This window comes from Chryseobacterium limigenitum, from assembly GCF_900114875.1.
Lineage (GTDB): Bacteria > Bacteroidota > Bacteroidia > Flavobacteriales > Weeksellaceae > Chryseobacterium > Chryseobacterium limigenitum.
The window spans coordinates 90,797-109,797 of record NZ_FPKW01000001.1 but is presented as its reverse complement, the minus strand read 5'-3'; the positions used below and the strand labels follow the sequence as shown (position 1 = coordinate 109,797).

21 protein-coding genes are annotated in these 19,001 nt (G+C 34.5%); 7 read left to right on the top strand and 14 right to left on the bottom strand.

Going from position 1 to position 19,001, the window contains the following annotated elements:
- Positions 1–3 precede the first annotated feature (3 nt).
- The 9 genes from BT156_RS00505 to BT156_RS00465 form a co-directional block, all read right to left on the bottom strand.
- A complete protein-coding gene (locus BT156_RS00505; RefSeq protein WP_072406158.1) occupies positions 4–309 on the bottom strand; it encodes an ATP-dependent Clp protease adaptor ClpS in 306 nt (101 codons plus the stop codon).
- 12 nt (positions 310–321) lie between these two features.
- Positions 322–1,680 (bottom strand): hemolysin family protein, encoded by a 1,359-nt coding sequence (locus BT156_RS00500; protein WP_072406156.1) that lies wholly within the window; start codon positions 1,678–1,680, stop codon positions 322–324.
- Between the two features lie 105 nt (positions 1,681–1,785).
- Complete coding sequence (gene atpG / locus BT156_RS00495) at positions 1,786–2,655, bottom strand: ATP synthase F1 subunit gamma (protein WP_072406154.1); 870 nt, start codon at positions 2,653–2,655, stop codon at positions 1,786–1,788.
- Positions 2,656–2,740: 85 nt separating this feature from the next.
- Entirely contained in the window at positions 2,741–4,318 is a 1,578-nt protein-coding gene (gene atpA / locus BT156_RS00490) for a F0F1 ATP synthase subunit alpha (RefSeq protein WP_072406152.1), read from the bottom strand.
- A gap of 19 nt (positions 4,319–4,337) precedes the next feature.
- Entirely contained in the window at positions 4,338–4,877 is a 540-nt protein-coding gene (gene atpH, locus BT156_RS00485) for an ATP synthase F1 subunit delta (RefSeq protein ID WP_072406150.1), read from the bottom strand.
- Between the two features lie 2 nt (positions 4,878–4,879).
- The gene (locus BT156_RS00480) at positions 4,880–5,377 is read right to left on the bottom strand and encodes a F0F1 ATP synthase subunit B (RefSeq protein ID WP_072406148.1); all 498 of its coding nucleotides are present in this window, start codon (positions 5,375–5,377) and stop codon (positions 4,880–4,882) included.
- Between the two features lie 85 nt (positions 5,378–5,462).
- Positions 5,463–5,657 (bottom strand): ATP synthase F0 subunit C, encoded by a 195-nt coding sequence (gene atpE, locus BT156_RS00475; protein WP_002979108.1) that lies wholly within the window; start codon positions 5,655–5,657, stop codon positions 5,463–5,465.
- A gap of 46 nt (positions 5,658–5,703) precedes the next feature.
- The gene (atpB, locus tag BT156_RS00470; protein ID WP_072406146.1) at positions 5,704–6,810 is read right to left on the bottom strand and encodes a F0F1 ATP synthase subunit A; all 1,107 of its coding nucleotides are present in this window, start codon (positions 6,808–6,810) and stop codon (positions 5,704–5,706) included.
- A gap of 59 nt (positions 6,811–6,869) precedes the next feature.
- The gene (locus BT156_RS00465; RefSeq protein WP_072406145.1) at positions 6,870–7,241 is read right to left on the bottom strand and encodes a hypothetical protein; all 372 of its coding nucleotides are present in this window, start codon (positions 7,239–7,241) and stop codon (positions 6,870–6,872) included.
- 194 nt (positions 7,242–7,435) lie between these two features.
- On the opposite strand from BT156_RS00465, the gene ffh reads away from it, so the two are divergent.
- Positions 7,436–8,794: a signal recognition particle protein gene (ffh, locus tag BT156_RS00460; RefSeq protein WP_072406143.1), complete on the top strand. Its 1,359-nt coding sequence runs from the start codon at positions 7,436–7,438 to the stop codon at positions 8,792–8,794.
- Between the two features lie 82 nt (positions 8,795–8,876).
- On the opposite strand, the gene BT156_RS00455 is transcribed toward ffh, so the two are convergent.
- The 5 genes from BT156_RS00455 to BT156_RS00435 all read right to left on the bottom strand — a co-directional run bounded on the left by BT156_RS00455 (position 8,877) and on the right by BT156_RS00435 (position 12,965).
- Positions 8,877–9,536 (bottom strand): OmpW family outer membrane protein, encoded by a 660-nt coding sequence (locus BT156_RS00455; RefSeq protein ID WP_072406141.1) that lies wholly within the window; start codon positions 9,534–9,536, stop codon positions 8,877–8,879.
- A gap of 97 nt (positions 9,537–9,633) precedes the next feature.
- Positions 9,634–10,284 (bottom strand): outer membrane beta-barrel protein, encoded by a 651-nt coding sequence (locus BT156_RS00450; protein ID WP_072406139.1) that lies wholly within the window; start codon positions 10,282–10,284, stop codon positions 9,634–9,636.
- A 209-nt stretch (positions 10,285–10,493) separates the two neighbouring features.
- Positions 10,494–11,003, bottom strand: coding sequence for a hypothetical protein (locus tag BT156_RS00445; protein ID WP_072406138.1), 510 nt, complete (start codon positions 11,001–11,003; stop codon positions 10,494–10,496).
- Between the two features lie 145 nt (positions 11,004–11,148).
- Positions 11,149–11,817 carry a porin family protein gene (locus BT156_RS00440; protein ID WP_072406136.1) on the bottom strand — a complete coding sequence of 223 codons (669 nt, stop codon included), beginning with the start codon at positions 11,815–11,817 and terminating at the stop codon, positions 11,149–11,151.
- Positions 11,818–12,008: 191 nt separating this feature from the next.
- A complete protein-coding gene (locus BT156_RS00435; protein ID WP_072406134.1) occupies positions 12,009–12,965 on the bottom strand; it encodes a PhoH family protein in 957 nt (318 codons plus the stop codon).
- A 419-nt stretch (positions 12,966–13,384) separates the two neighbouring features.
- On the opposite strand from BT156_RS00435, the gene BT156_RS00430 reads away from it, so the two are divergent.
- The 6 genes from BT156_RS00430 to rplI all read left to right on the top strand — a co-directional run bounded on the left by BT156_RS00430 (position 13,385) and on the right by rplI (position 18,771).
- The gene (locus BT156_RS00430; RefSeq protein WP_072406132.1) at positions 13,385–14,212 is read left to right on the top strand and encodes an SAM hydrolase/SAM-dependent halogenase family protein; all 828 of its coding nucleotides are present in this window, start codon (positions 13,385–13,387) and stop codon (positions 14,210–14,212) included.
- 63 nt (positions 14,213–14,275) lie between these two features.
- Positions 14,276–15,595 (top strand): dihydrolipoamide acetyltransferase family protein, encoded by a 1,320-nt coding sequence (locus BT156_RS00425; protein ID WP_072406130.1) that lies wholly within the window; start codon positions 14,276–14,278, stop codon positions 15,593–15,595.
- Positions 15,596–15,825: 230 nt separating this feature from the next.
- Positions 15,826–17,178, top strand: coding sequence for a chloride channel protein (locus tag BT156_RS00420; RefSeq protein WP_072406129.1), 1,353 nt, complete (start codon positions 15,826–15,828; stop codon positions 17,176–17,178).
- A gap of 225 nt (positions 17,179–17,403) precedes the next feature.
- Positions 17,404–17,745, top strand: a complete 342-nt coding sequence (gene rpsF / locus BT156_RS00415; RefSeq protein WP_066758064.1) for a 30S ribosomal protein S6 — start codon at positions 17,404–17,406, stop codon at positions 17,743–17,745.
- A gap of 29 nt (positions 17,746–17,774) precedes the next feature.
- Positions 17,775–18,077 carry a 30S ribosomal protein S18 gene (rpsR, locus tag BT156_RS00410; RefSeq protein ID WP_027382072.1) on the top strand — a complete coding sequence of 101 codons (303 nt, stop codon included), beginning with the start codon at positions 17,775–17,777 and terminating at the stop codon, positions 18,075–18,077.
- A 175-nt stretch (positions 18,078–18,252) separates the two neighbouring features.
- Complete coding sequence (rplI, locus tag BT156_RS00405; RefSeq protein WP_072406128.1) at positions 18,253–18,771, top strand: 50S ribosomal protein L9; 519 nt, start codon at positions 18,253–18,255, stop codon at positions 18,769–18,771.
- Positions 18,772–19,001 lie beyond the last annotated feature (230 nt).

The window sequence follows — 19,001 nt, the reverse complement described above, 5'->3', positions numbered from 1 at the left end:
TATTTATACGATTTCGCTAGTTAATTCCCTTGAAATAAGTTTTTCATGCATGGGCTTTACAATATCCATAGATCCTGTTTTTACCGTGCATTTGCCTTTATAATGTACCAACATTGTACATTGCTCTGCCTGTTCTAACGTATGTTTACAAATTTCTATAAGAGAATCAATTACATAATCAAAGGTATGAATATCATCGTTATGTAAAATTAATTTATAAACATCATCCGTTTCTTCCAATACCAGAACTTCTTCTTCATATTGACGTTTCGGATCTTCGTAATCTTTTATACTGTTATAAAAAATCATTTTTAATTATTTTTAAACTTCCCCTAATTTATCAGCCAGATCGCTCAGACTATTTGGTTCATCATAAACCAATTCTACAAGCTCAACGCTCTTGTTATTCATTTTCAAAATTTTGAAATGATAATTTGCGAGATCAAACTCTTGATTTTCTTCCGGAATATCTTCCAATTCATGAAGGATAAAACCGGCTAAAGAATTGTATTCACTTTCTTCAGAAAGAGGTAATTTCTTCGGTAAATGTTCATTGATCTCGTCCAAAGGCTGTGTAGCCTGTACCCAATAGGTATTATCTCCTATTTTATCGACCAATTTTTCTTCATCATCCTCTTCATCCTGAATTTCACCTACCAATTCTTCCAAAATATCTTCTAACGTGATGATACCTTCAGTACCTCCAAATTCGTCAATTACAATAGCTAAATGCTGTTTCTTTTGTTGGAAAATCTTTAAAAGATCTGAAATTTTCTTACTTCCAACCACAAAGAATGCATCACGCATTAATTCTTTAAGATCATCATGACTCAGTTCGCCTTTTCTCTTAACAAACTCTCTGATGATTTCTTTTGTGTATAAAATACCAATCACATTATCGATAGAATCAACATATACCGGAATTCTGGAATATCCGCTATCCATAATTTTATTGATAATTTCGTTAATATCTTCTTCAAAATCAATTGAAGTAATATTCTGACGGGTAACCATGATCTGTTTTGCGGAATGATCTGTAAAATCAAACGCATTTTTGATGATCTCATAGTTCTCTTCTTCAATTTCACCGCTGTCAGCACTTTGTTTTACCAAAAGCTGAAGTTCTTCCGTTGAGTGGATTTCCTGTTCAGATGCCGGATGAATTTTTACTAATCTTAAGAAAGTATTAGACATTAAATTCATCAACCAAATAAATGGTTTGAAGACCGTATAAAAAACTCTCAACGGAACTGCTGTTGCCATTGTAGTTGCTTCCGATTTTCTGATCGCAATTGATTTAGGAATTAATTCTCCAAATACAATATGCATTACCGTAATTAAAACAAAACTGGTAACCACTGAAATTGTGGTAATTGTTGTCTGCGCCATTTCCACATTCAGAGAATGAAAAATATTGTCAACAACATGATGGAGAGCACTTTCTCCAACCCAACCCAAAGCCAATGATGCCAACGTAATACCAAGCTGTGTAGCAGACAGATACTCATCAAGATGTTTGATAATATGCTCTGCCTGTTTTGCCATGGAGTTACCTTCGGCTGCCTTTAACTGGATTTGTGAGTAACGAACTTTAACAATTGAAAATTCTGCGGCTACGAAAAAGCCATTTAATAATACAAGAAATACGGCTAGTAAAAGCCTGACTATGTCCGAGTCCATTTAGAAATTATATATATTTTATTAACTACAAAGATATACAAAATAAAAATAACAAAAAAAGCACCGATACTATCGATGCTTTAATATTTTGTTAAATTAAATTCCTTATGAATTTTTCAAGGCTTCTGCTCCTGAAACGATCTCTAAGATTTCGTTTGTAATAGCCGCTTGTCTTGCTTTGTTGTAGAAAATTACCAAATCATTTTTAAGCTCCTGTGCATTGTCAGTTGCTTTATGCATTGCTGTCATTCTCGCACCGTGCTCAGACGCTACAGAGTCTAAAACAGCTTTGAAAACCTGAGTTTTAATAGATTTTGGAATCAAATTATCTAAAATCTCAGCTCTATTTGGCTCAAAAATATAATCTGTTTCCACCTGAGGTTCTGCAGCATCAACTTCAGCCATTAAAATAGGCAGAACTTGTTCTGTAGTAACTTCCTGTGTAGCAGCATTGATGAATTTATTGTAGATTACATAAACTTCGTCAAATTTCCCTTCTTTGAAACTGCTCATTGCTGCTTCAGTAAGATTAGAAACTGCCTCAAAGTTCAGATTATCAAAAACGGCGCTTTCATTTGAGTAAACAGAACGAGTCTTTCTTACAGCATCGTAAGCTTTTTTACCAATTGTAAGAACTTCAATTTCGTATTGAGCATTCTTCTGAAACTGAATATTCAGTTCCTTTACAACATTAGAGTTGAAAGCCCCCGCCAACCCTCTGTTTGAAGTTACAGCGATGAAAAGTACTCTTTTAACCTCTCTTTTTTGAGCATAAATAGAAACCTGATCAGGATCTGAACTAGAATTTACATTCTGGATGATCTCCTGTAGCTTTTCAGAATAAGGTCTTAACATTACGATTGCATCCTGTGCTTTTTTAAGTTTCGCAGCGGAAACCATTTTCATAGCACGTGTAATTTGCATCGTAGATGAAATTGAACTGATTCTTCCTCGTATTTCTTTTAAGTTTGCCATATTGGGTTAGTTGTTGGTTGTCGGTTGTTGGTTGCTAGTTTTAGAAAATTCTGTCAACTATCAACCAAAAACCATCAACTAATTTTTAGTTATATTTTGCAGCTAAATCACTAGCAGCCTGCTTAAGAACACCTGTAATTGAATCATCAATTTTCCCAGCTTTAAGAGCAGCCATAGTTTCAGGGTGCTTAGATCTTAAGAAAGCGATGTATTCGATTTGGAATTCTTTTACCTTTTTGATAGGAACGTTTCTCATTAAGTTCTCAGTACCTGCATAAATCATAGCAACTTGGCTATCTACAGGAAGTGGAGAATTTACCGGCTGCTTAAGAAGCTCTACGTTTCTTTCACCTTTAGAGATAACTGCTAAAGTTGAAGCATCAAGGTCTGAACCGAATTTCGCGAACGCTTCTAGTTCTTTATATTGCGCCTGGTCTAATTTAAGAGTACCAGAAACTTTTTTCATTGATTTGATCTGAGCGTTACCTCCTACTCTCGATACAGAGATACCAACGTTGATCGCTGGACGAACCCCTGAGTTGAATAGATCAGACTCCAAGAAGATCTGTCCGTCAGTAATAGAGATTACGTTAGTTGGAATATACGCAGAAACGTCACCAGCCTGAGTTTCGATAATTGGAAGTGCTGTTAATGAACCACCCCCTTTTACGATTGGTCTTAAAGACTCAGGTAAATCATTCATTTGGCTAGCAATTTTATCATCAGCGATTACTTTTGCAGCTCTTTCCAATAATCTTGAGTGAAGATAGAAAACGTCTCCAGGGTAAGCCTCACGTCCCGGTGGTCTTCTCAATAGTAGAGAAAGCTCACGGTAAGCTACCGCCTGTTTAGATAAATCATCATAAATGATCAATGCCGGTCTACCAGTGTCTCTGAAGAACTCACCGATAGATGCACCTGCCATTGCAGAATATACCTGCATTGGAACTGGATCTGATGCGTTAGCAGCAACGATTACAGTATATGCTAAAGCTCCTTTATCAGAAAGAGTTTTAACGATTTGTGCTACTGTAGAAGCTTTCTGTCCGATCGCAACATATATACAATATACTGGTTGCCCAGCTTCAAAAAATTCTTTTTGGTTGATGATCGTATCGATAGCAACAGTAGTTTTACCTGTCTGTCTATCACCGATGATCAATTCTCTCTGACCTCTTCCTACAGGAATCATAGAGTCGATTGCAACGATACCTGTTTGTAAAGGCTCAGTTACCGGCTGTCTGAAGATAACTCCAGGAGCCTTTCTTTCCAATGGCATTTCGTATAATTCCCCAGAGATAGGACCTTTACCATCGATAGGATTACCAAGAGTATCAACTACTCTACCCAACATACCTTCTCCTACTTTAATAGAAGAGATTCTGTTTGTTCTTCTTACTGTATCTCCTTCTCTTACTAATTTACTTTCACCAAGTAGAGCAACACCAACGTTGTCTTCTTCAAGGTTAAGTACAATACCTTCTACATCACTAGAAAATTTCACCAACTCTCCGTATTGTACGTTTTCTAACCCGTATACACGAGCAATACCATCACCGATGGTTAAAACTGTACCTACTTCCTCAACGTTTGCGTGAGTATCGAAGTTGGCCAATTGCTGTTTTAAGATCGCAGATACTTCTGCCGGATTTATTTCTGCCATTGTATGGTTGTTTTTTGTCTTAATTTAATTGAAAATCCTTTTTAATATGATTAAGTTTAGTTTTCACAGATGCATCGATCTGCTGATCTCCTACTCTTAATATGTATCCTCCCAAAAGATCAGGATTTACATTTAGTTTCAAATCAAAGTTTGTACCTGCTTTTACTAAGTTTGTAGATCCTAATATCTGATCAATATTTTCTTTCGAAAGCTGAGTTGCCGTAGTAAGAGTTACTCTCTGTACTCCATTAATATCTTCAACTTTATTGATATATTCCTGAGCAATATTTTTCAATTGATTTTCACGACCATGTCTGATAACCAATGTGATTAAATTTTGAGAAGAAACAGATAAACTTTTGAAAATCTCTTTTGCTACCTCTACTTTCTTTTTAGCATCAATGTAAGGTGTCATGAAAAATTTGTTCAGATCCGTAGACTGAGACATCAATTTCGCAACATCTTTCATTTCAGAAAATACAGTAGCTGTCTGGCCTGTTTCATTAGTGAACTCAAGCAAACCCTGTGCGTATCTTTTAGCTACTTTAGATGTAAGCATTCTTAGTTAAGATTAGATTTGTTTAAATAATTTTGAACCAACTCGTTTTGAGCTTCACTGTTGTCTAATTTTTGCTTCAAGATAGACTCAGCAATGTTTACAGATAAAGTACCAATTTGAGATTTGATGTCTGCCATTGCAGCATTTTTCTCAGCATTGATAGTCTGTTTAGCAGATTCGATCATTTTATCTCCTTCAGTTTTAGCAGCATCTTTAGCTTCACCTACGATTCTATCTTTAATCTCTCTAGCTTCTTTAAGGATAGCATCTCTTTCGATTTTAGCTTCACGAATGATTCTTTCGTTGTCTTCTTTTAATGTTTCCATTTCAGTTCTAGCCAATTTAGCTTGATTCAAAGCGTCAACAATAGAAGTTTCTCTATCATTAATAGATTTTAAAATAGGTTTCCAAGCGAATTTACCTAACAAAAATAATAGTGCTAGAAAAATAACAGACTGGATAATAAATAATCCTGATGAAAACTGATGAATTAATTCCATTATATTAATGTATAAAAAATTATTACTTTTTTCTTAAATAACCATTACCTGTAACCAACCGTTACGGGTAATGGTTTAATTTTAATTAGTTTACTGCGAATAGAGCAGCAAACGCAACACCTTCAACAAGTGCAGCAGCGATAAGCATAGCTGTTTGGATTTTTCCAGATTGCTCAGGTTGTCTAGCTATAGCTTCAAGAGCAGCAGCTCCGATTTTACCAAGACCAATACCTACACCTAGTACTACGATACCAGCACCTACAATTTTAGGGATTTCCATAATATATAATTTTTAAAAAATTTGTTTAACTATTTTTAATTTTCTATTAGTGAGCTGCATGATGTTCATGCTCGTGCTCCTGAACTGCCATTCCGATGAACAAAGCTGATAACATTGTAAAGATATAAGCTTGTAAGAATGCTACTAATACTTCTAATAAATAAATTACTAATGTTAAGAACGGGAATGCGATTCCAGCTGCAACATTTTTAAATACGTAGATCAATCCGATCAAACTCATTACTACGATGTGTCCTGCAGTCATGTTTGCAAAAAGACGAATCATCAATGCGAAAGGTTTAGTGATTGTTCCTAATAATTCAATTGGTAACATGATCAATTTCATTGGTACAGGAACTCCCGGCATCCAGAAGATATGTTTCCAATAATCTTTATTTGCAGAGAATGTAGTAATCAAATAAGTAAGGATAGCCAAGAAGAATGTCATTGTAATATTACCTGTAACATTAATTCCGAAAGGCATTAATCCTAATACGTTTAAGAAAAGTATAAAGAAGAATACTGTTAATAAATAACCCATGAATCTTTTATACTTGTGTCCGATGTTTGGAATAGCAACTTCATCTCTAACGAAGATAATCAAAGGCTCAAAGAATCTAGCAGCTCCTGTAGGAACAACTGACTTTTTATAAGATTTAGCCATTCCTACAAATAAAACTAATAAAAAGATTGATACTACTATAAGGATAAGTACACTCTTTGTAATTGATAAATCTAAAGGTCTTTCATTCGTAGGAAAACCATCTTCACCAAGTGTTAAATTACCAGTTGCATCAGTTTTGAAAATCTTTTCGTGGTGCAATTTATAATAAGAACCATCTACTTCAGTTGTTTCACCATGAATGAAACCTTCTTTACTGTTACTCATGAAAGAGTGAAAACCGTTATCATAAAAAATAACAGGAAGAGGAAAACCAATGTGGTGACCATCTTTGTCAACCATCAATGTAAAATCGTGAGCATCCAACAAGTGATGATCGATATACTCTTTGTTTTCTTTACTTACTTTGTCTTTTTCTGACAACTCTTGAGTTGGAGCAGCTACAGAAGCAGTAGAAGTCTCGCCATGTTGTGCAGACACTAGACTTAATACAAAAATACTGTAGAATAAAACTGCAAATTTCTTTAACATTGATAGGTTTTTTTCGTTGTGCAAAAATAGATTTTTTTTTCTAGTTTCAATAAATATTTTTACTGTTTTTTGTCATGATTAATAAGCGTGATCGCATAATACGTAAGCAGTGTTGTCAGGACAAAATAAGGCATTATAAAATGGAATTTGTACCCAGGAATCACTTCAAAATTCAATTTCTTTCTTATAAGATACATTAATCCAAACTTTAAAAGGATTAATCCTATTACTGATAATCCTAAAAATTCCGGTGCTACTCTATTAATTAAAATGATAAGTGTAATCATCATCGTAAACATTACACTTAGGAAAAGATAAAATTTAATAATAATGATTTCATCTAAATGATAAACAAATTTCCACAGAGAAAAATGAATCAAGAATGTTAAAAAGAATAATACTACAACTAGAATATTAGGATTAGGTTTCATTATTAATTTATTTACTGTTTACAGTTTTGATGCAAACCGATATGTATTTCTATTTGGCGCAAAAATATGATTTTTAATTATAATATGATAACCTTTACTCCCATGATTTTATCCTTATATATAATATTACGTGTTCTATACTTTGCATCTACCAAAAATTCCTTATTTTTGCAACCTATAATTTACAAATAAATATGTTTAATAGTTTACAGGATAAATTAGACAAGGCGCTTCAAAATATTTCCGGACGTGGAAAAATTACAGAAATCAATGTTGCGGAGACCGTAAAAGAGATTCGTAGAGCATTGGTAGATGCCGATGTTAATTATAAAGTAGCAAAAGACCTTACGAAAAGGGTTCAGGATAAAGCGTTAGGGCAAAACGTTCTTACATCGCTTACTCCGGGGCAACTGATGACGAAAATCGTTCATGACGAGCTGGTAGAGTTAATGGGAGGTTCTCAGGAAGGAATTAATCTTTCAGGAAAGCCGTCTGTTATTCTTATTGCAGGTCTGCAAGGTTCCGGTAAGACAACTTTCTCCGGAAAATTAGCAAGTTATTTAAAAACGAAAAAAAATAAAAAGCCTTTATTGGTAGCGTGTGACGTTTATCGTCCGGCTGCAATTGAGCAGTTGAAAGTTTTGGGTGGGCAAATTGGTGTTCCCGTTTTCACTGAAGAAGGTTCTACAAACCCATCTACGATCGCTGAAAATGCAATTGCTTTTGCAAAATCAAACGGTCATGATGTTGTAATCGTGGATACTGCAGGTCGTTTGGCGATTGATGAGCAGATGATGAACGAAATAAAATCAGTCCATTATTTCATCAAACCTAATGAAACTCTATTTGTAGTTGACGCAATGACTGGTCAGGATGCTGTAAATACAGCTAAAGCGTTTAACGATGCTTTAAATTTTGACGGAGTTGTTTTAACTAAATTAGATGGTGATACACGAGGTGGTGCTGCATTAACGATTCGTTCTGTTGTAGAAAAACCAATCAAATTTATCTCCACAGGAGAAAAAATGGAGGCTTTAGATGTTTTCTACCCGGAAAGGATGGCCGACAGGATCTTAGGAATGGGAGACGTTGTTTCCTTAGTCGAAAGAGCTCAGGAGCAGTTTGATGAGGAAGAAGCTAAAAAACTTCACAAAAAAATCGCTAAAAACGAATTTGGTTTTGATGATTTCTTAAAACAAATTAATCAGATCAAAAAAATGGGTAACATGAAAGACTTGATGGGAATGATCCCTGGAGTTGGAAAAGCCATTAAAGATGTTGAGATCAGCGATGATGCTTTCAAACATATTGAGGCAATCATCTACTCTATGACTCCTGACGAAAGAAGAAGACCTTCGATCATCAATACTCAGAGAAAACAAAGAATTGCAAGAGGTGCCGGTAGAAAAATTGAAGATGTAAACCAATTGATGAAGCAATTTGATCAAATGGGTAAAATGATGAAGATGATGCAGGGTCCTCAAGGCAAGCAGATGATGCAGATGATGAGCAAGATGCCAAACATGCCGGGAATGGGCGGAATGGGTAAATAAGAAATAGTAAAACCTCTATATAAAAGTAAAATCCGACTCAAAATTGAGTCGGATTTTTTATTTTTAACCTTAAATAAATTGATTATTTATCAGATTTCTGAGGTTTAGATTTAATAAAATAAGAGAAACCTGCATTTACTCCAAAGTTATTGTATTTGTTTTTCAACTGATCTGAAGTTCCGTCAATATCCTGCTTGCTTGTGAATTGGTTATAAGAAAGACCAACATTAAGTGCAAAAGACTGTGTAATCATATAATTAACACCACCTTTTACTTTCCATGTAAATCCGCTTGCTGTATCGTCTGAAGAGTCTGTAACACCTGCTAAAGTCTCGGAAGATTTAGTTTTATTTGTTGCGAAACCTGCACCAGCTCCTATATAAGGAACAAACTTAGTTCCGTTTGCAAAATAATACGTTGCCGTAGGCATAACAGAGAAGTTTGTAAGGGTAGATTTGCTCTTGTAACTGATATCAGATACGTCAAATTTTGTAGTGATGCTCGTAAGATCAAGATCGATACCTACTGCTAATTTATCCATAACAAAATATCCTACAGAAGGTGTAAAGTTAATCGTGCTCACTTTAGGACCGTCAGCAGACTCTGACCCTACAGTTTGTTTTTGAGTCGTATTGTTGAAAGAGAAACCAGTACTTCCGCTGATTACCCAGTCACCTTTAGTCATTTGAGCATTAGATAAGCCAAAAAGTGCAACTGCACCAGCTAATAATAATTTTTTCATGTTTATTTAATTTTTAATTAAAGTTTAAGTTTTTATTTACAGACAAAAAGCCCTAAGAAATTAATCTTAGGACTCTATTTTTTTAATGCTTCGTTAATTATTTAGCAAAAACATATTTAACACCGAAAGTAACTGCTGATAAATTTAATCCAAAGTTATAGTTGTTTACACTCTTAGCTCCATCAACGTCTAATTTAGAAGTATTGTATCCAAATTCTCCGAAAGTAGCTTCGATAGACCAGTTTTTGTTTAAGAAATAATCCAAACCTGGCTTAATGTTTACTCCGATTGAAGTATAGTTAGCTTTATTAGATGTAGATGCAGTATTTGTAGTACCACCGATAGTAGTAGTTGCAACAGATTCTTGTTTCAATTGACCAAATTCCATAGGAACTTCTAATTGACCGAAGATGTATAATTTATCAGCAATAGTCCAATATTTTCTTACGAAAGGAGCAACTACAAATGCAGACTGAGTATTTTTAGATTCACCAACTGTTAAAGCATTGTTTGTAGTTAAAGTCGTTTTGTCACTTGCGTAACCTACACCTAAACCTACAGCTAAGTTAGTCCCAACGAAATAACCTGCAGTTGGTACAACTCTGAAGCTTTCTACTTTAGAATCGTTATTGTTGTTTTCTTCCTGAGAATAACCTACTTGTCCTGAAATATATGCAGTTCCTTTTGCAATTTGAGCATTAGATAAACCGAAAAGTGCAACAGCACCCGCTAATAATAATTTTTTCATTTTATAAAATTTTAATACTTTCTGAGGGCAAATTTACAGCGGGTACCACGAATATTAAAATTTGTTAATGTGATTAATATCATTTATAAAAATTGCCAATTTTAGAGATAAAATATAGTAAACGTTTGTTTGTATTTTTTTAACAATATTTTTCATAAAAAAGCTCCAATTCTGCAATTGGAGCTTAAAAAAGGTTCTTTTTAAATATATTACTTTAAGAAGAAATTAACGCCAAAGTTAATCGCTCCGAAGTTATAGTTGTTGTCACCATACCAATAATAGTCATGATTCTTATACTTACTTGCAATATTTTGGAATCCTAAATACAGCTCAGCTCTCTTCATTTGATACCCTACTCTTGGTGCAATATACAAACCACTATTGATATAATCTTTAGTAGAAATAGCTGCTCCCAGGTCCAATCCTACGAAAAGAGGAATTTTAGCAAATTTATATTTTCCGGAAGCTGCGATTGGGATAAAACCAAAATCATCTACATGATCCTTTCCAAAAAAGTGAGAATATCCTGTAGTAACACCAATGTCTAAACCTTTAGTAATATTCCACATATAGGCTGCGTCTATACCTACTGTAACGCTGGCTGCATCTGAAGCATCACCTAGCGGAGCCCCAACATGACCACCCAATCTAAATCCTTCCTGAGCCTGCATAGCACCGCCCAAAAGAGCAAAAGCTCCTAATAATAACAATTTTTTCATTTTAATAATTTTAAATTACTGGGCTCAAAATTACTAATTATTTTCTTCTTCAAAACTTGAATGATTAATATTATCCTTTAAATAACGAAAAAGGCAAAACAAGTAAACCTGTTTTGCCTTTTATATTTTTAACTATTGGGAGATATTAGTTATTCCCGAATTTAAAGCCTACACCTACTTGTGCGAAGCTGTTAGTAATTTTACCACCGCTGTTATCGTTAGAAAGGTTAGATACACCTAAGCTATATCTTGCATCAAAGAAAAGCCCGTTTTCAAGCATATATTCCACACCTACAAATGGAGCAAGGTTTAATTTTTTGATATCTTTTTTAATATCTACTTCACCTGACCCATCCTCACCTTCTACGTCTATGCTAATAAGATCTGAACCGATTACAGTTTTTTGTTTAGCCGTAAGAATAATTCCGAAGTTAGCACCCGCCGCAACAGACAAATTTTCTGCAATAAAATATTTAGCAGAAATTGGCACCAAAAGTGTTCCCAAATTAACTTCAGTTTGCTCACCTACATAAACAATTCCTGCATTTACTCCATCTATTTTTTCTTTTGCTCCAAGTGGAGAGTATAAAACCTCTGCCTGAAAACCAAAATTATCATTGATTTTGTATTCTGCCATACCTCCAATGTAGAAAGTATATTTAGGATCCATTTTTCTTTTTTCTAAATCGTCTTGCTTTTCATCAATTTTAATTGTTGACATTGCAAAACCTGCTTTAGGTCCGAATCTAAATTCCTGAGCGTTTACATTTGCACCCAATACAGCGATTGCTGCAACAAGTAAAAGTTTTTTCATTGTATTAGTTTTAAATTAATTTACCGCAAAACTAATAAAATTTTCGGAATTAACAAATTTTAACAAAATAATTAATCATTTAAACTAAATTCATTGATAAAATTTATTTTCAGATTAAAAAAAATTAATGCTGAAATAAGCTCAATTTCTCAAGTCTCGTTTCAGCAAAAACCATTATTTTAATTAAAAATTTAATCTCTAGATCTTTTATCTTCTTCGTTGTAGGCAAGAATAATTTTTTTCACGACAGGGTGTCTCACAACATCTTCTTCTGTAAGGTGAACAAAACCAATCTCTTTTACATCTTTTAAGATTCTCATTGCCTCTTTTAATCCGGAATTTTGTTTTGGAGGTAAGTCAATTTGAGTTGGATCTCCTGTGATAATGAATTTCGCATTCATCCCCATTCTGGTTAAAAACATTTTCATCTGAGCATGAGTGGTATTTTGAGCTTCATCCAAAATTACAAAGGCGTCATCAAGCGTTCTCCCTCTCATAAAAGCCAGCGGAGCAACTTCAATAACTTTTTTCTCCATAAAACCCTCCAGTTTTTCATGCGGGATCATATCCCGAAGTGCATCGTATAAAGGCTGCAAATACGGATCTAACTTCTCTTTAAGATCTCCCGGCAAAAAGCCTAAGCTTTCCCCCGCTTCCACAGCCGGTCTCGTTAGAACAATTCTTTTAACTTCTTTATCTCTTAATGCTCTGGCCGCTAAAGCTACACTCGTATACGTTTTACCCGTTCCCGCAGGACCGATGGCAAAAACCATGTCTTTTTTCTCAGTTTCTCTTACTAATTTTTTAAGATTAGCCGTTTTAGCTTTAATTATTTTACCGTTTACTCCTTTTACGATAATATCCTGATCAAAAATCAACTGTTTTTCGGTCTCATCTTTTATTTTAAGAACATTTTCAACGTCTTTCAGTTCGATAGAATTATTTTTAGAAATAAATTTTACAATATCATCCAGTTTTAGCCTGAAAACATCCAGAGTTTCCTGATTTCCCATTGCAAAAATATAATGATCTCTTCCCGTAATTTTAAGTGTCGGAAAGCTGGATTTTATTAAATTGAAATATTGGTTATTAACTCCATAGAAGATTTTTGAATCAATATCTTCCAAATCATACGTTAATTCAAACATGCAAATATTTTTAGATTAGAATCTAAATTTAGAGTTTTTTTTCAAATAGATACTAAATTTTTATCCACAAACAACCATTTTAATAATATCATAACAAAAGTCCTAATCTAAACAGAACATTACTAAACAATTATCATTTTCGCATTAAAATCACAACAGCCAGACAAATTGTTTATTACATCATCACAACCTTAACAGGATTTCTAAAAACAAAATTAAAATCCAGACTTAAAAATCATTGATCTTAAAATTTCATAAATTCAATCGCAGGTTCTAAATTTTTAATATTTAGCTTTCATTCAATTGATTACAGTATGCCTTTATTTTATTCATTTTTAGGATATTTTTAAGTATTCAAATTCTCCTAATTCCCTTTATTTTAAATAAATTTGCAAAAACTATCATTCTAGAATTACAAAATGTCAATTATTACGCTTACTTCGGATTTCGGAAATTTAGATTACAGGGTTTCGGCTGTCAAAGGCAAAATTCTGTCTCTGAATTCGAAGGTTACTATTGTTGATATTACCCACGATATCCAGGCATTCAATCTTATACAAACTTCCTATATCGTTAGAAATGCTCATAAATACTTCCCGAAAGGCAGTATTCATATTTTAGCGGTAGACAGTTTTTTCCATAAATCAAGAAAAAATATTTTATATAATGCGAACGGCTCCTATTTTTTGGCTGCAGATAATGGGCTTTTAAGCTTAGTATTTTTTGATATTAAACCTGAAGCGATTTACGAAATCACCCTGAATAATAGGTTCGATGATATAGTTAATTTTACATCAACCGATGTTTTTGTTCCTGCTGCCGTACATTTGGCAAACGGTGGACTTCCGGAAGTTATCGGGAGAAAAATAGATACCGTAAAAGAACTTTTCTTTCCGAAACCGGTTTATAATGAGCCGGAAAGAATGATTATCGGTGAGGTAATGTATATTGATAATTTCGGAAATATAATTTCAAATATCAACAAAGAAATTTTCGAAAGTACTGGCAAGGGATATGATAATTTCACTATAAAATTCAGAAACTTAACGCTTTCAAAGATATTTCAAAGCCATACGGAAGTGGTTTCCGACTGGGAAAGGGAGACAGAGTATCACGGGCAGTCGGCTGCAATTTTCAATGACAGTCAGCTTTTAGAACTTACGATCTACAAAGGCAGCAAAAAAAACGGGGCAAAATCTTTGTTTGGATTGAACGTAGGCGAGAATATTTACATTCAATTTTTCTAAAATTATACATTTCATAAAAAAACCGATTTTTTTTATATATTTGTCAAAATCTAAAAATTAAAAATGGCAGAATACAAATTATTGCTTCCTTCCATGGGAGAAGGTGTTATGGAAGCGACAATTATCACTTGGTTATTCAATGAAGGTGATAGTGTAAAAGAGGATGATTCCGTAGTAGAAATTGCAACAGATAAGGTAGATTCAGACGTTCCGACACCAGTTTCGGGGAAAATTGTGAAAATCTTAAAGCAAAAAGACGAAGTTGCCAAAGTTGGTGAAGCCATTGCTATTTTAGAAATTGAAGGAGAAGGCGGAAATACAGCGTCAGAAGAAGTGAAAACGGAAACTCCAACTTCAGCTCCGGATGCTGAAACATTAAAAACGATTGAAGGTGCTTTAAACCCTACAGCTACTTCACACGTAGAATATTCAGGAGATCTTTATTTATCACCTCTTGTAAAATCTATCGCTCAACAGGAAAATATTTCTGAAACTGAACTTAAAACCATCAAAGGAAGCGGTTTAGAAGGAAGAATTACGAAAGAAGATATTTTAGCTCATGTAGCTAACAGAGGGAATCAACCTCAAACAACTCAGGCGGTTTCTGCTCCGGTTGTATCAACTCCACAACCAGTGGCAACAACTGCGGTTGCAACGCCAATTTCAGTAGCAGCAGGTGACGAGATCATTCCAATGGACAGAATGAGAAAAATCATCGCTGAAAACATGGTTAAAGCAAAACATATTGCGCCACACGTTACTTCTTTCATTGAAACTGACGTCACCAACGTAGTGAAATGGAGAAATAAACATAAAGATATTTTCGAAAAACGCGAAGGTGAAAAATTAACTTTCATGCCGATTTTCGTGAAAGCGATTGTAAAAGCGATTCAGGATTACCCGATGATCAACGTTTCTATTAATGGTGAGAATATCATCAAGAAGAAAAACATCAATATCGGTATGGCGACTGCCCTTCCGGACGGAAACCTTATCGTTCCTGTTATTAAAAATGCAGATCAACTTTCGCTTTCAGGTTTAGCAAAAGCAATCAATGACTTGGCTTACAGAGCAAGAAACAAAAAATTAAGACCTGAGGACACTCAAGGTGCAACATACACTATTTCTAACGTAGGAAGCTTTGGAAACTTAATGGGAACTCCTATTATTCCTCAACCTCAGGTGGCTATTTTGGCAATCGGAGCGATCGTTAAGAAGCCTGCAGTTCTTGAAACTAAAGATGGTGATGTGATTGCGATCCGTCAGTTGATGTTTATGTCTCACTCTTATGACCACAGAGTTGTAGACGGTTCTCTTGGAGGTATGTTCCTGAAACATGTTCACGATTATCTTCAGAACTGGGATATGAACACGGAAGTATAAGTAATGAATAATTGGTAATGAGTAATTTTTGCCAATCAAATATAATTAAACCTTCGGAATTTATTTTTCGGAGGTTTTTTATTGTTGGAATTTTGATTAATTAATATTAAATTTAAAACAAGCTTAAAATAGTAGTTTATCTTTAGACAAAATAAAATTTAATGCTGATAAAATTGCCTATAATATGAATTTCGCAATTTTCACTTATTTTAGCACTTCAAAACAAACAAATGTTGAAAATTTTCACCCCCATCCGCAGAAGTCTCAAAAAATCCTTCGACAACATCCGAAACGAACAGCTGAAGTATAATCTGCTTCAGGCTATTCCATTTTGGATAGGATCTGTAATTACAGGCTTTGTTGCTGTGATGTATGCTAAAATGTTCGCGTGGGGAGAAAAGCTTTTGGAAATCATTCTTCATTGGCATGACTGGATGATTTTTATCATTGCTCCAATTGGTTTTGTACTTTCCTGGTGGCTGGTGAAAGAATTTGCGCCAAACGCCAAAGGAAGCGGGATTCCGCAGGTAATGGCCGCCGTTGAATTGGCTAATCCAAAAGAACACACCAAAATAAGAAGCTTATTAAGTTTAAAAATTATTGTTTTTAAAATCCTTTCTTCCGTGATATTAGTGATTGGCGGTGGCGCTGTTGGTCGAGAAGGCCCAACCATTCAGATCGCAGGTTCAATTTTCAGAAAAGTTAACGAATACCTTCCTCATTGGTGGCCAAAAATTTCCAAGAAAAACATGATCATGACAGGTGCCGCAGCAGGTCTTGCAGCCGCTTTCAACACTCCGCTTGGCGGAATTGTATTTGCCGTTGAAGAACTTTCAAAAACGCATATTAATTACTTTAAAACAGCACTTTTTACCGCGGTTATCATTGCGGGTCTAACTGCCCAGACATTTGCAGGATCATATTTGTATCTGGGTTACCCCAAAACCAATGATGTTTCTTTAATGGTCATGTTTCCCATTGTTTTAGTGGCCGGAATTGCAGGAATCATGGCAAGTCAGCTTTCCGTAACCATGCTTAAAATGAATGACTGGAAAAAAAGAAAATTAAAAACAGACCGATCAAATGTTATTTTTCTAGTTGTATGCGCTCTTTTTATAGCTTCCATCGCTTATTTCATCAACAGAGAAGTTTTAGGTTCAGGAAAAGAAATTATGCAGCGTGTGCTTTTCACTCAGGATAAACATGAAGATTGGTATGTTCCTATTTTAAGGATGTTAGGTCCTGCCCTATCTTTTACGTCTGGTGGCGCAGGCGGAATCTTTGCACCCGCTTTGACTGCCGGAGCGAGTATCGGATCCGTCATTTCAGGAGCCATACATTTAACGCCAAACGAAAGCAACGTTGTTATTTTAGGCGGAATGGTTGCCTTCCTTACCGGAATTACCCGAGCTCCGTTTACATCAGCGATCATTGTCTTGGAAATGACCGACAGACATTCATTGATTTTCCATTTGATGCTAGCCGGGATGGTTTCTTCTATTGCATCGATTTTAGTGAGCAGACATTCATTGTATGATGTGATAAAGGTTAATTTCTTGGCAGAGATTAGAAAGGAGGATTAGTGTTTTAGTGTTTTAGTGTTTTAGTGTGAAAAATAAATACAATTCTTGATTTTTAAATAATATTGATTCGATTATGTATTAATTTTTAAAAATTCGCCATTCAAGATTGACAATTCACCAATTTTATTTGATATTTTTTCATAAATATTTGTGCCATACATTGTGTATTAGAAATAAAATACATAATTTTGCACCTCGAAATAATTAACAAATTCATTTAACATTATGAACAATTACGAAACTGTTTTCATTTTAACTCCCGTTCTATCTGATGCTCAGGTGGAGGAAGCAGTGAAAAAATTCGAAGATCTTATCAAAGAAAAGAACTGCGAAATCGTTGCCAAAGAAAATTGGGGACTAAAAAAATTAGCTTATCCGATCCAATTGAAAAAGAACGGATTTTACACTTTAATTGAGTTTAAAGGTGAAGGTACTGTAGTTGCTGACTTAGAATTGGCATTCAAACGTGACGAAAGAGTAATTCGTTACCTTACTACAAAACTAGACAAGCACGCTGTAGAGTATGCTATCACTAGAAGAACTAAAGTAAAGACAGCTAAGGCTTAATATTAACCCCAAATTAAAAAAGACAAGACATGGCAATAGATGATATGGCTAAACAAGCCTCAGCTGGAGGAGAATCAGAAGTAAAATTCTTAACTCCACTTGATATCAATACAAAATCTGAAAAGAAATATTGTAGATTCAAAAAATTCGGAATTAAGCACGTTGATTACAAAGATGCTGATTTCTTATTACAGTTCGTAAACGAACAAGGTAAAATCTTACCAAGAAGATACACTGGAACTTCTTTGAAATACCAAAGAAAAGTTTCTGCTGCTATCAAAAGAGCAAGACACCTTGCTTTGATGCCTTACGTAGCTGACTTGTTGAAATAAGCCAACAAAAAAATAAATAAAAGAAGAGAGTTCGCTTTCTTCTTTTGTTGCTGAATAAATAATTTTAATTCTAACGATTTTTAGATAAGAGATAAAAGATGAATGATAAAAGATTTTAACGTCTTGCTTCTTTACTCTTTATTCTTTTCTCTAAAACTAAAAACGGACAACAACAATGGACATTATCCTAAAAAAAGACGTAGAAAACTTAGGTCTTGAATTCGATACAGTAAGCGTAAAGCCAGGTTATGCTAGAAACTTTTTACTTCCTCAGGGAATTGCACTTTTAGCTACACCTAAAAACAAAGCTGCTCTAGAAGCTACTTTGGAAGCTAGAAAAGAAGAAGAAGCTAAATTAATCGCTACAGCTAACGGTGTAGTAGATCAATTGAAGAAAACTACAGTTATCATTCCTGCAAAAGTAGGTTCTGGTGATAAATTATTCGGATCTATCAACAATGCAGATCTTTCTGCTGCTCTTGCTAAAGCTGGAGTTTCTGTAGAGAAGAAATACATCAAAATCCCAGGAAACACTATTAAGAGAACTGGTAAAGTAACTGCTAACATCAGATTACACAGAAATGTTGAGTACAACTTCGAATTCGACATCGTATCTGACGCTCCGGTAGAAGCTCCAAAACCAGCTGCTCCTAAGAAAGTTGCTGTAGAAGAAACTCCTTCTGAAGAAGCTTAAGATTCTAAAGAGATTTTCTCAAATATATAAACCACTTCGTTTGAAGTGGTTTTTTTGTCGTTGCGAGGAGCCTAGCGACGAAGCAATCTCAAAATAAGCTATTACTACATTACAACTTTTATATCCAATTTGTCATTCCGCAAGGAATCTAGACTCTTTTTGTAGAGACCGAATGGTAAAAATTATTGTTTAGATTCTTCCAGAATGACAAACTTCATGGAAATCCAATT

What these genes read in the sequence shown, in the direction of transcription:
- BT156_RS00435 (WP_072406134.1), bottom strand. Translation starts at nt 12,965, where the DNA reads ATGTTTGAATTAACGTATGATTTGGAAGATATTGATTCAAAAATCTTC.
- ffh (WP_072406143.1), top strand. Translation starts at nt 7,436, where the DNA reads ATGTTTAATAGTTTACAGGATAAATTAGACAAGGCGCTTCAAAATATT.
- atpE (WP_002979108.1), bottom strand. Translation starts at nt 5,657, where the DNA reads ATGGAAATCCCTAAAATTGTAGGTGCTGGTATCGTAGTACTAGGTGTA.
- BT156_RS00465 (WP_072406145.1), bottom strand. Translation starts at nt 7,241, where the DNA reads ATGAAACCTAATCCTAATATTCTAGTTGTAGTATTATTCTTTTTAACA.
- BT156_RS00455 (WP_072406141.1), bottom strand. Translation starts at nt 9,536, where the DNA reads ATGAAAAAATTATTATTAGCTGGTGCAGTTGCACTTTTTGGCTTATCT.
- atpH (WP_072406150.1), bottom strand. Translation starts at nt 4,877, where the DNA reads ATGCTTACATCTAAAGTAGCTAAAAGATACGCACAGGGTTTGCTTGAG.
- BT156_RS00445 (WP_072406138.1), bottom strand. Translation starts at nt 11,003, where the DNA reads ATGAAAAAATTGTTATTATTAGGAGCTTTTGCTCTTTTGGGCGGTGCT.
- BT156_RS00420 (WP_072406129.1), top strand. Translation starts at nt 15,826, where the DNA reads ATGTTGAAAATTTTCACCCCCATCCGCAGAAGTCTCAAAAAATCCTTC.
- BT156_RS00500 (WP_072406156.1), bottom strand. Translation starts at nt 1,680, where the DNA reads ATGGACTCGGACATAGTCAGGCTTTTACTAGCCGTATTTCTTGTATTA.
- rpsR (WP_027382072.1), top strand. Translation starts at nt 17,775, where the DNA reads ATGGCAATAGATGATATGGCTAAACAAGCCTCAGCTGGAGGAGAATCA.
- BT156_RS00480 (WP_072406148.1), bottom strand. Translation starts at nt 5,377, where the DNA reads ATGGAATTAATTCATCAGTTTTCATCAGGATTATTTATTATCCAGTCT.
- atpG (WP_072406154.1), bottom strand. Translation starts at nt 2,655, where the DNA reads ATGGCAAACTTAAAAGAAATACGAGGAAGAATCAGTTCAATTTCATCT.
- rplI (WP_072406128.1), top strand. Translation starts at nt 18,253, where the DNA reads ATGGACATTATCCTAAAAAAAGACGTAGAAAACTTAGGTCTTGAATTC.
- BT156_RS00505 (WP_072406158.1), bottom strand. Translation starts at nt 309, where the DNA reads ATGATTTTTTATAACAGTATAAAAGATTACGAAGATCCGAAACGTCAA.
- atpA (WP_072406152.1), bottom strand. Translation starts at nt 4,318, where the DNA reads ATGGCAGAAATAAATCCGGCAGAAGTATCTGCGATCTTAAAACAGCAA.
- BT156_RS00450 (WP_072406139.1), bottom strand. Translation starts at nt 10,284, where the DNA reads ATGAAAAAATTATTATTAGCGGGTGCTGTTGCACTTTTCGGTTTATCT.
- rpsF (WP_066758064.1), top strand. Translation starts at nt 17,404, where the DNA reads ATGAACAATTACGAAACTGTTTTCATTTTAACTCCCGTTCTATCTGAT.
- BT156_RS00430 (WP_072406132.1), top strand. Translation starts at nt 13,385, where the DNA reads ATGTCAATTATTACGCTTACTTCGGATTTCGGAAATTTAGATTACAGG.
- atpB (WP_072406146.1), bottom strand. Translation starts at nt 6,810, where the DNA reads ATGTTAAAGAAATTTGCAGTTTTATTCTACAGTATTTTTGTATTAAGT.
- BT156_RS00425 (WP_072406130.1), top strand. Translation starts at nt 14,276, where the DNA reads ATGGCAGAATACAAATTATTGCTTCCTTCCATGGGAGAAGGTGTTATG.
- BT156_RS00440 (WP_072406136.1), bottom strand. Translation starts at nt 11,817, where the DNA reads ATGAAAAAACTTTTACTTGTTGCAGCAATCGCTGTATTGGGTGCAAAT.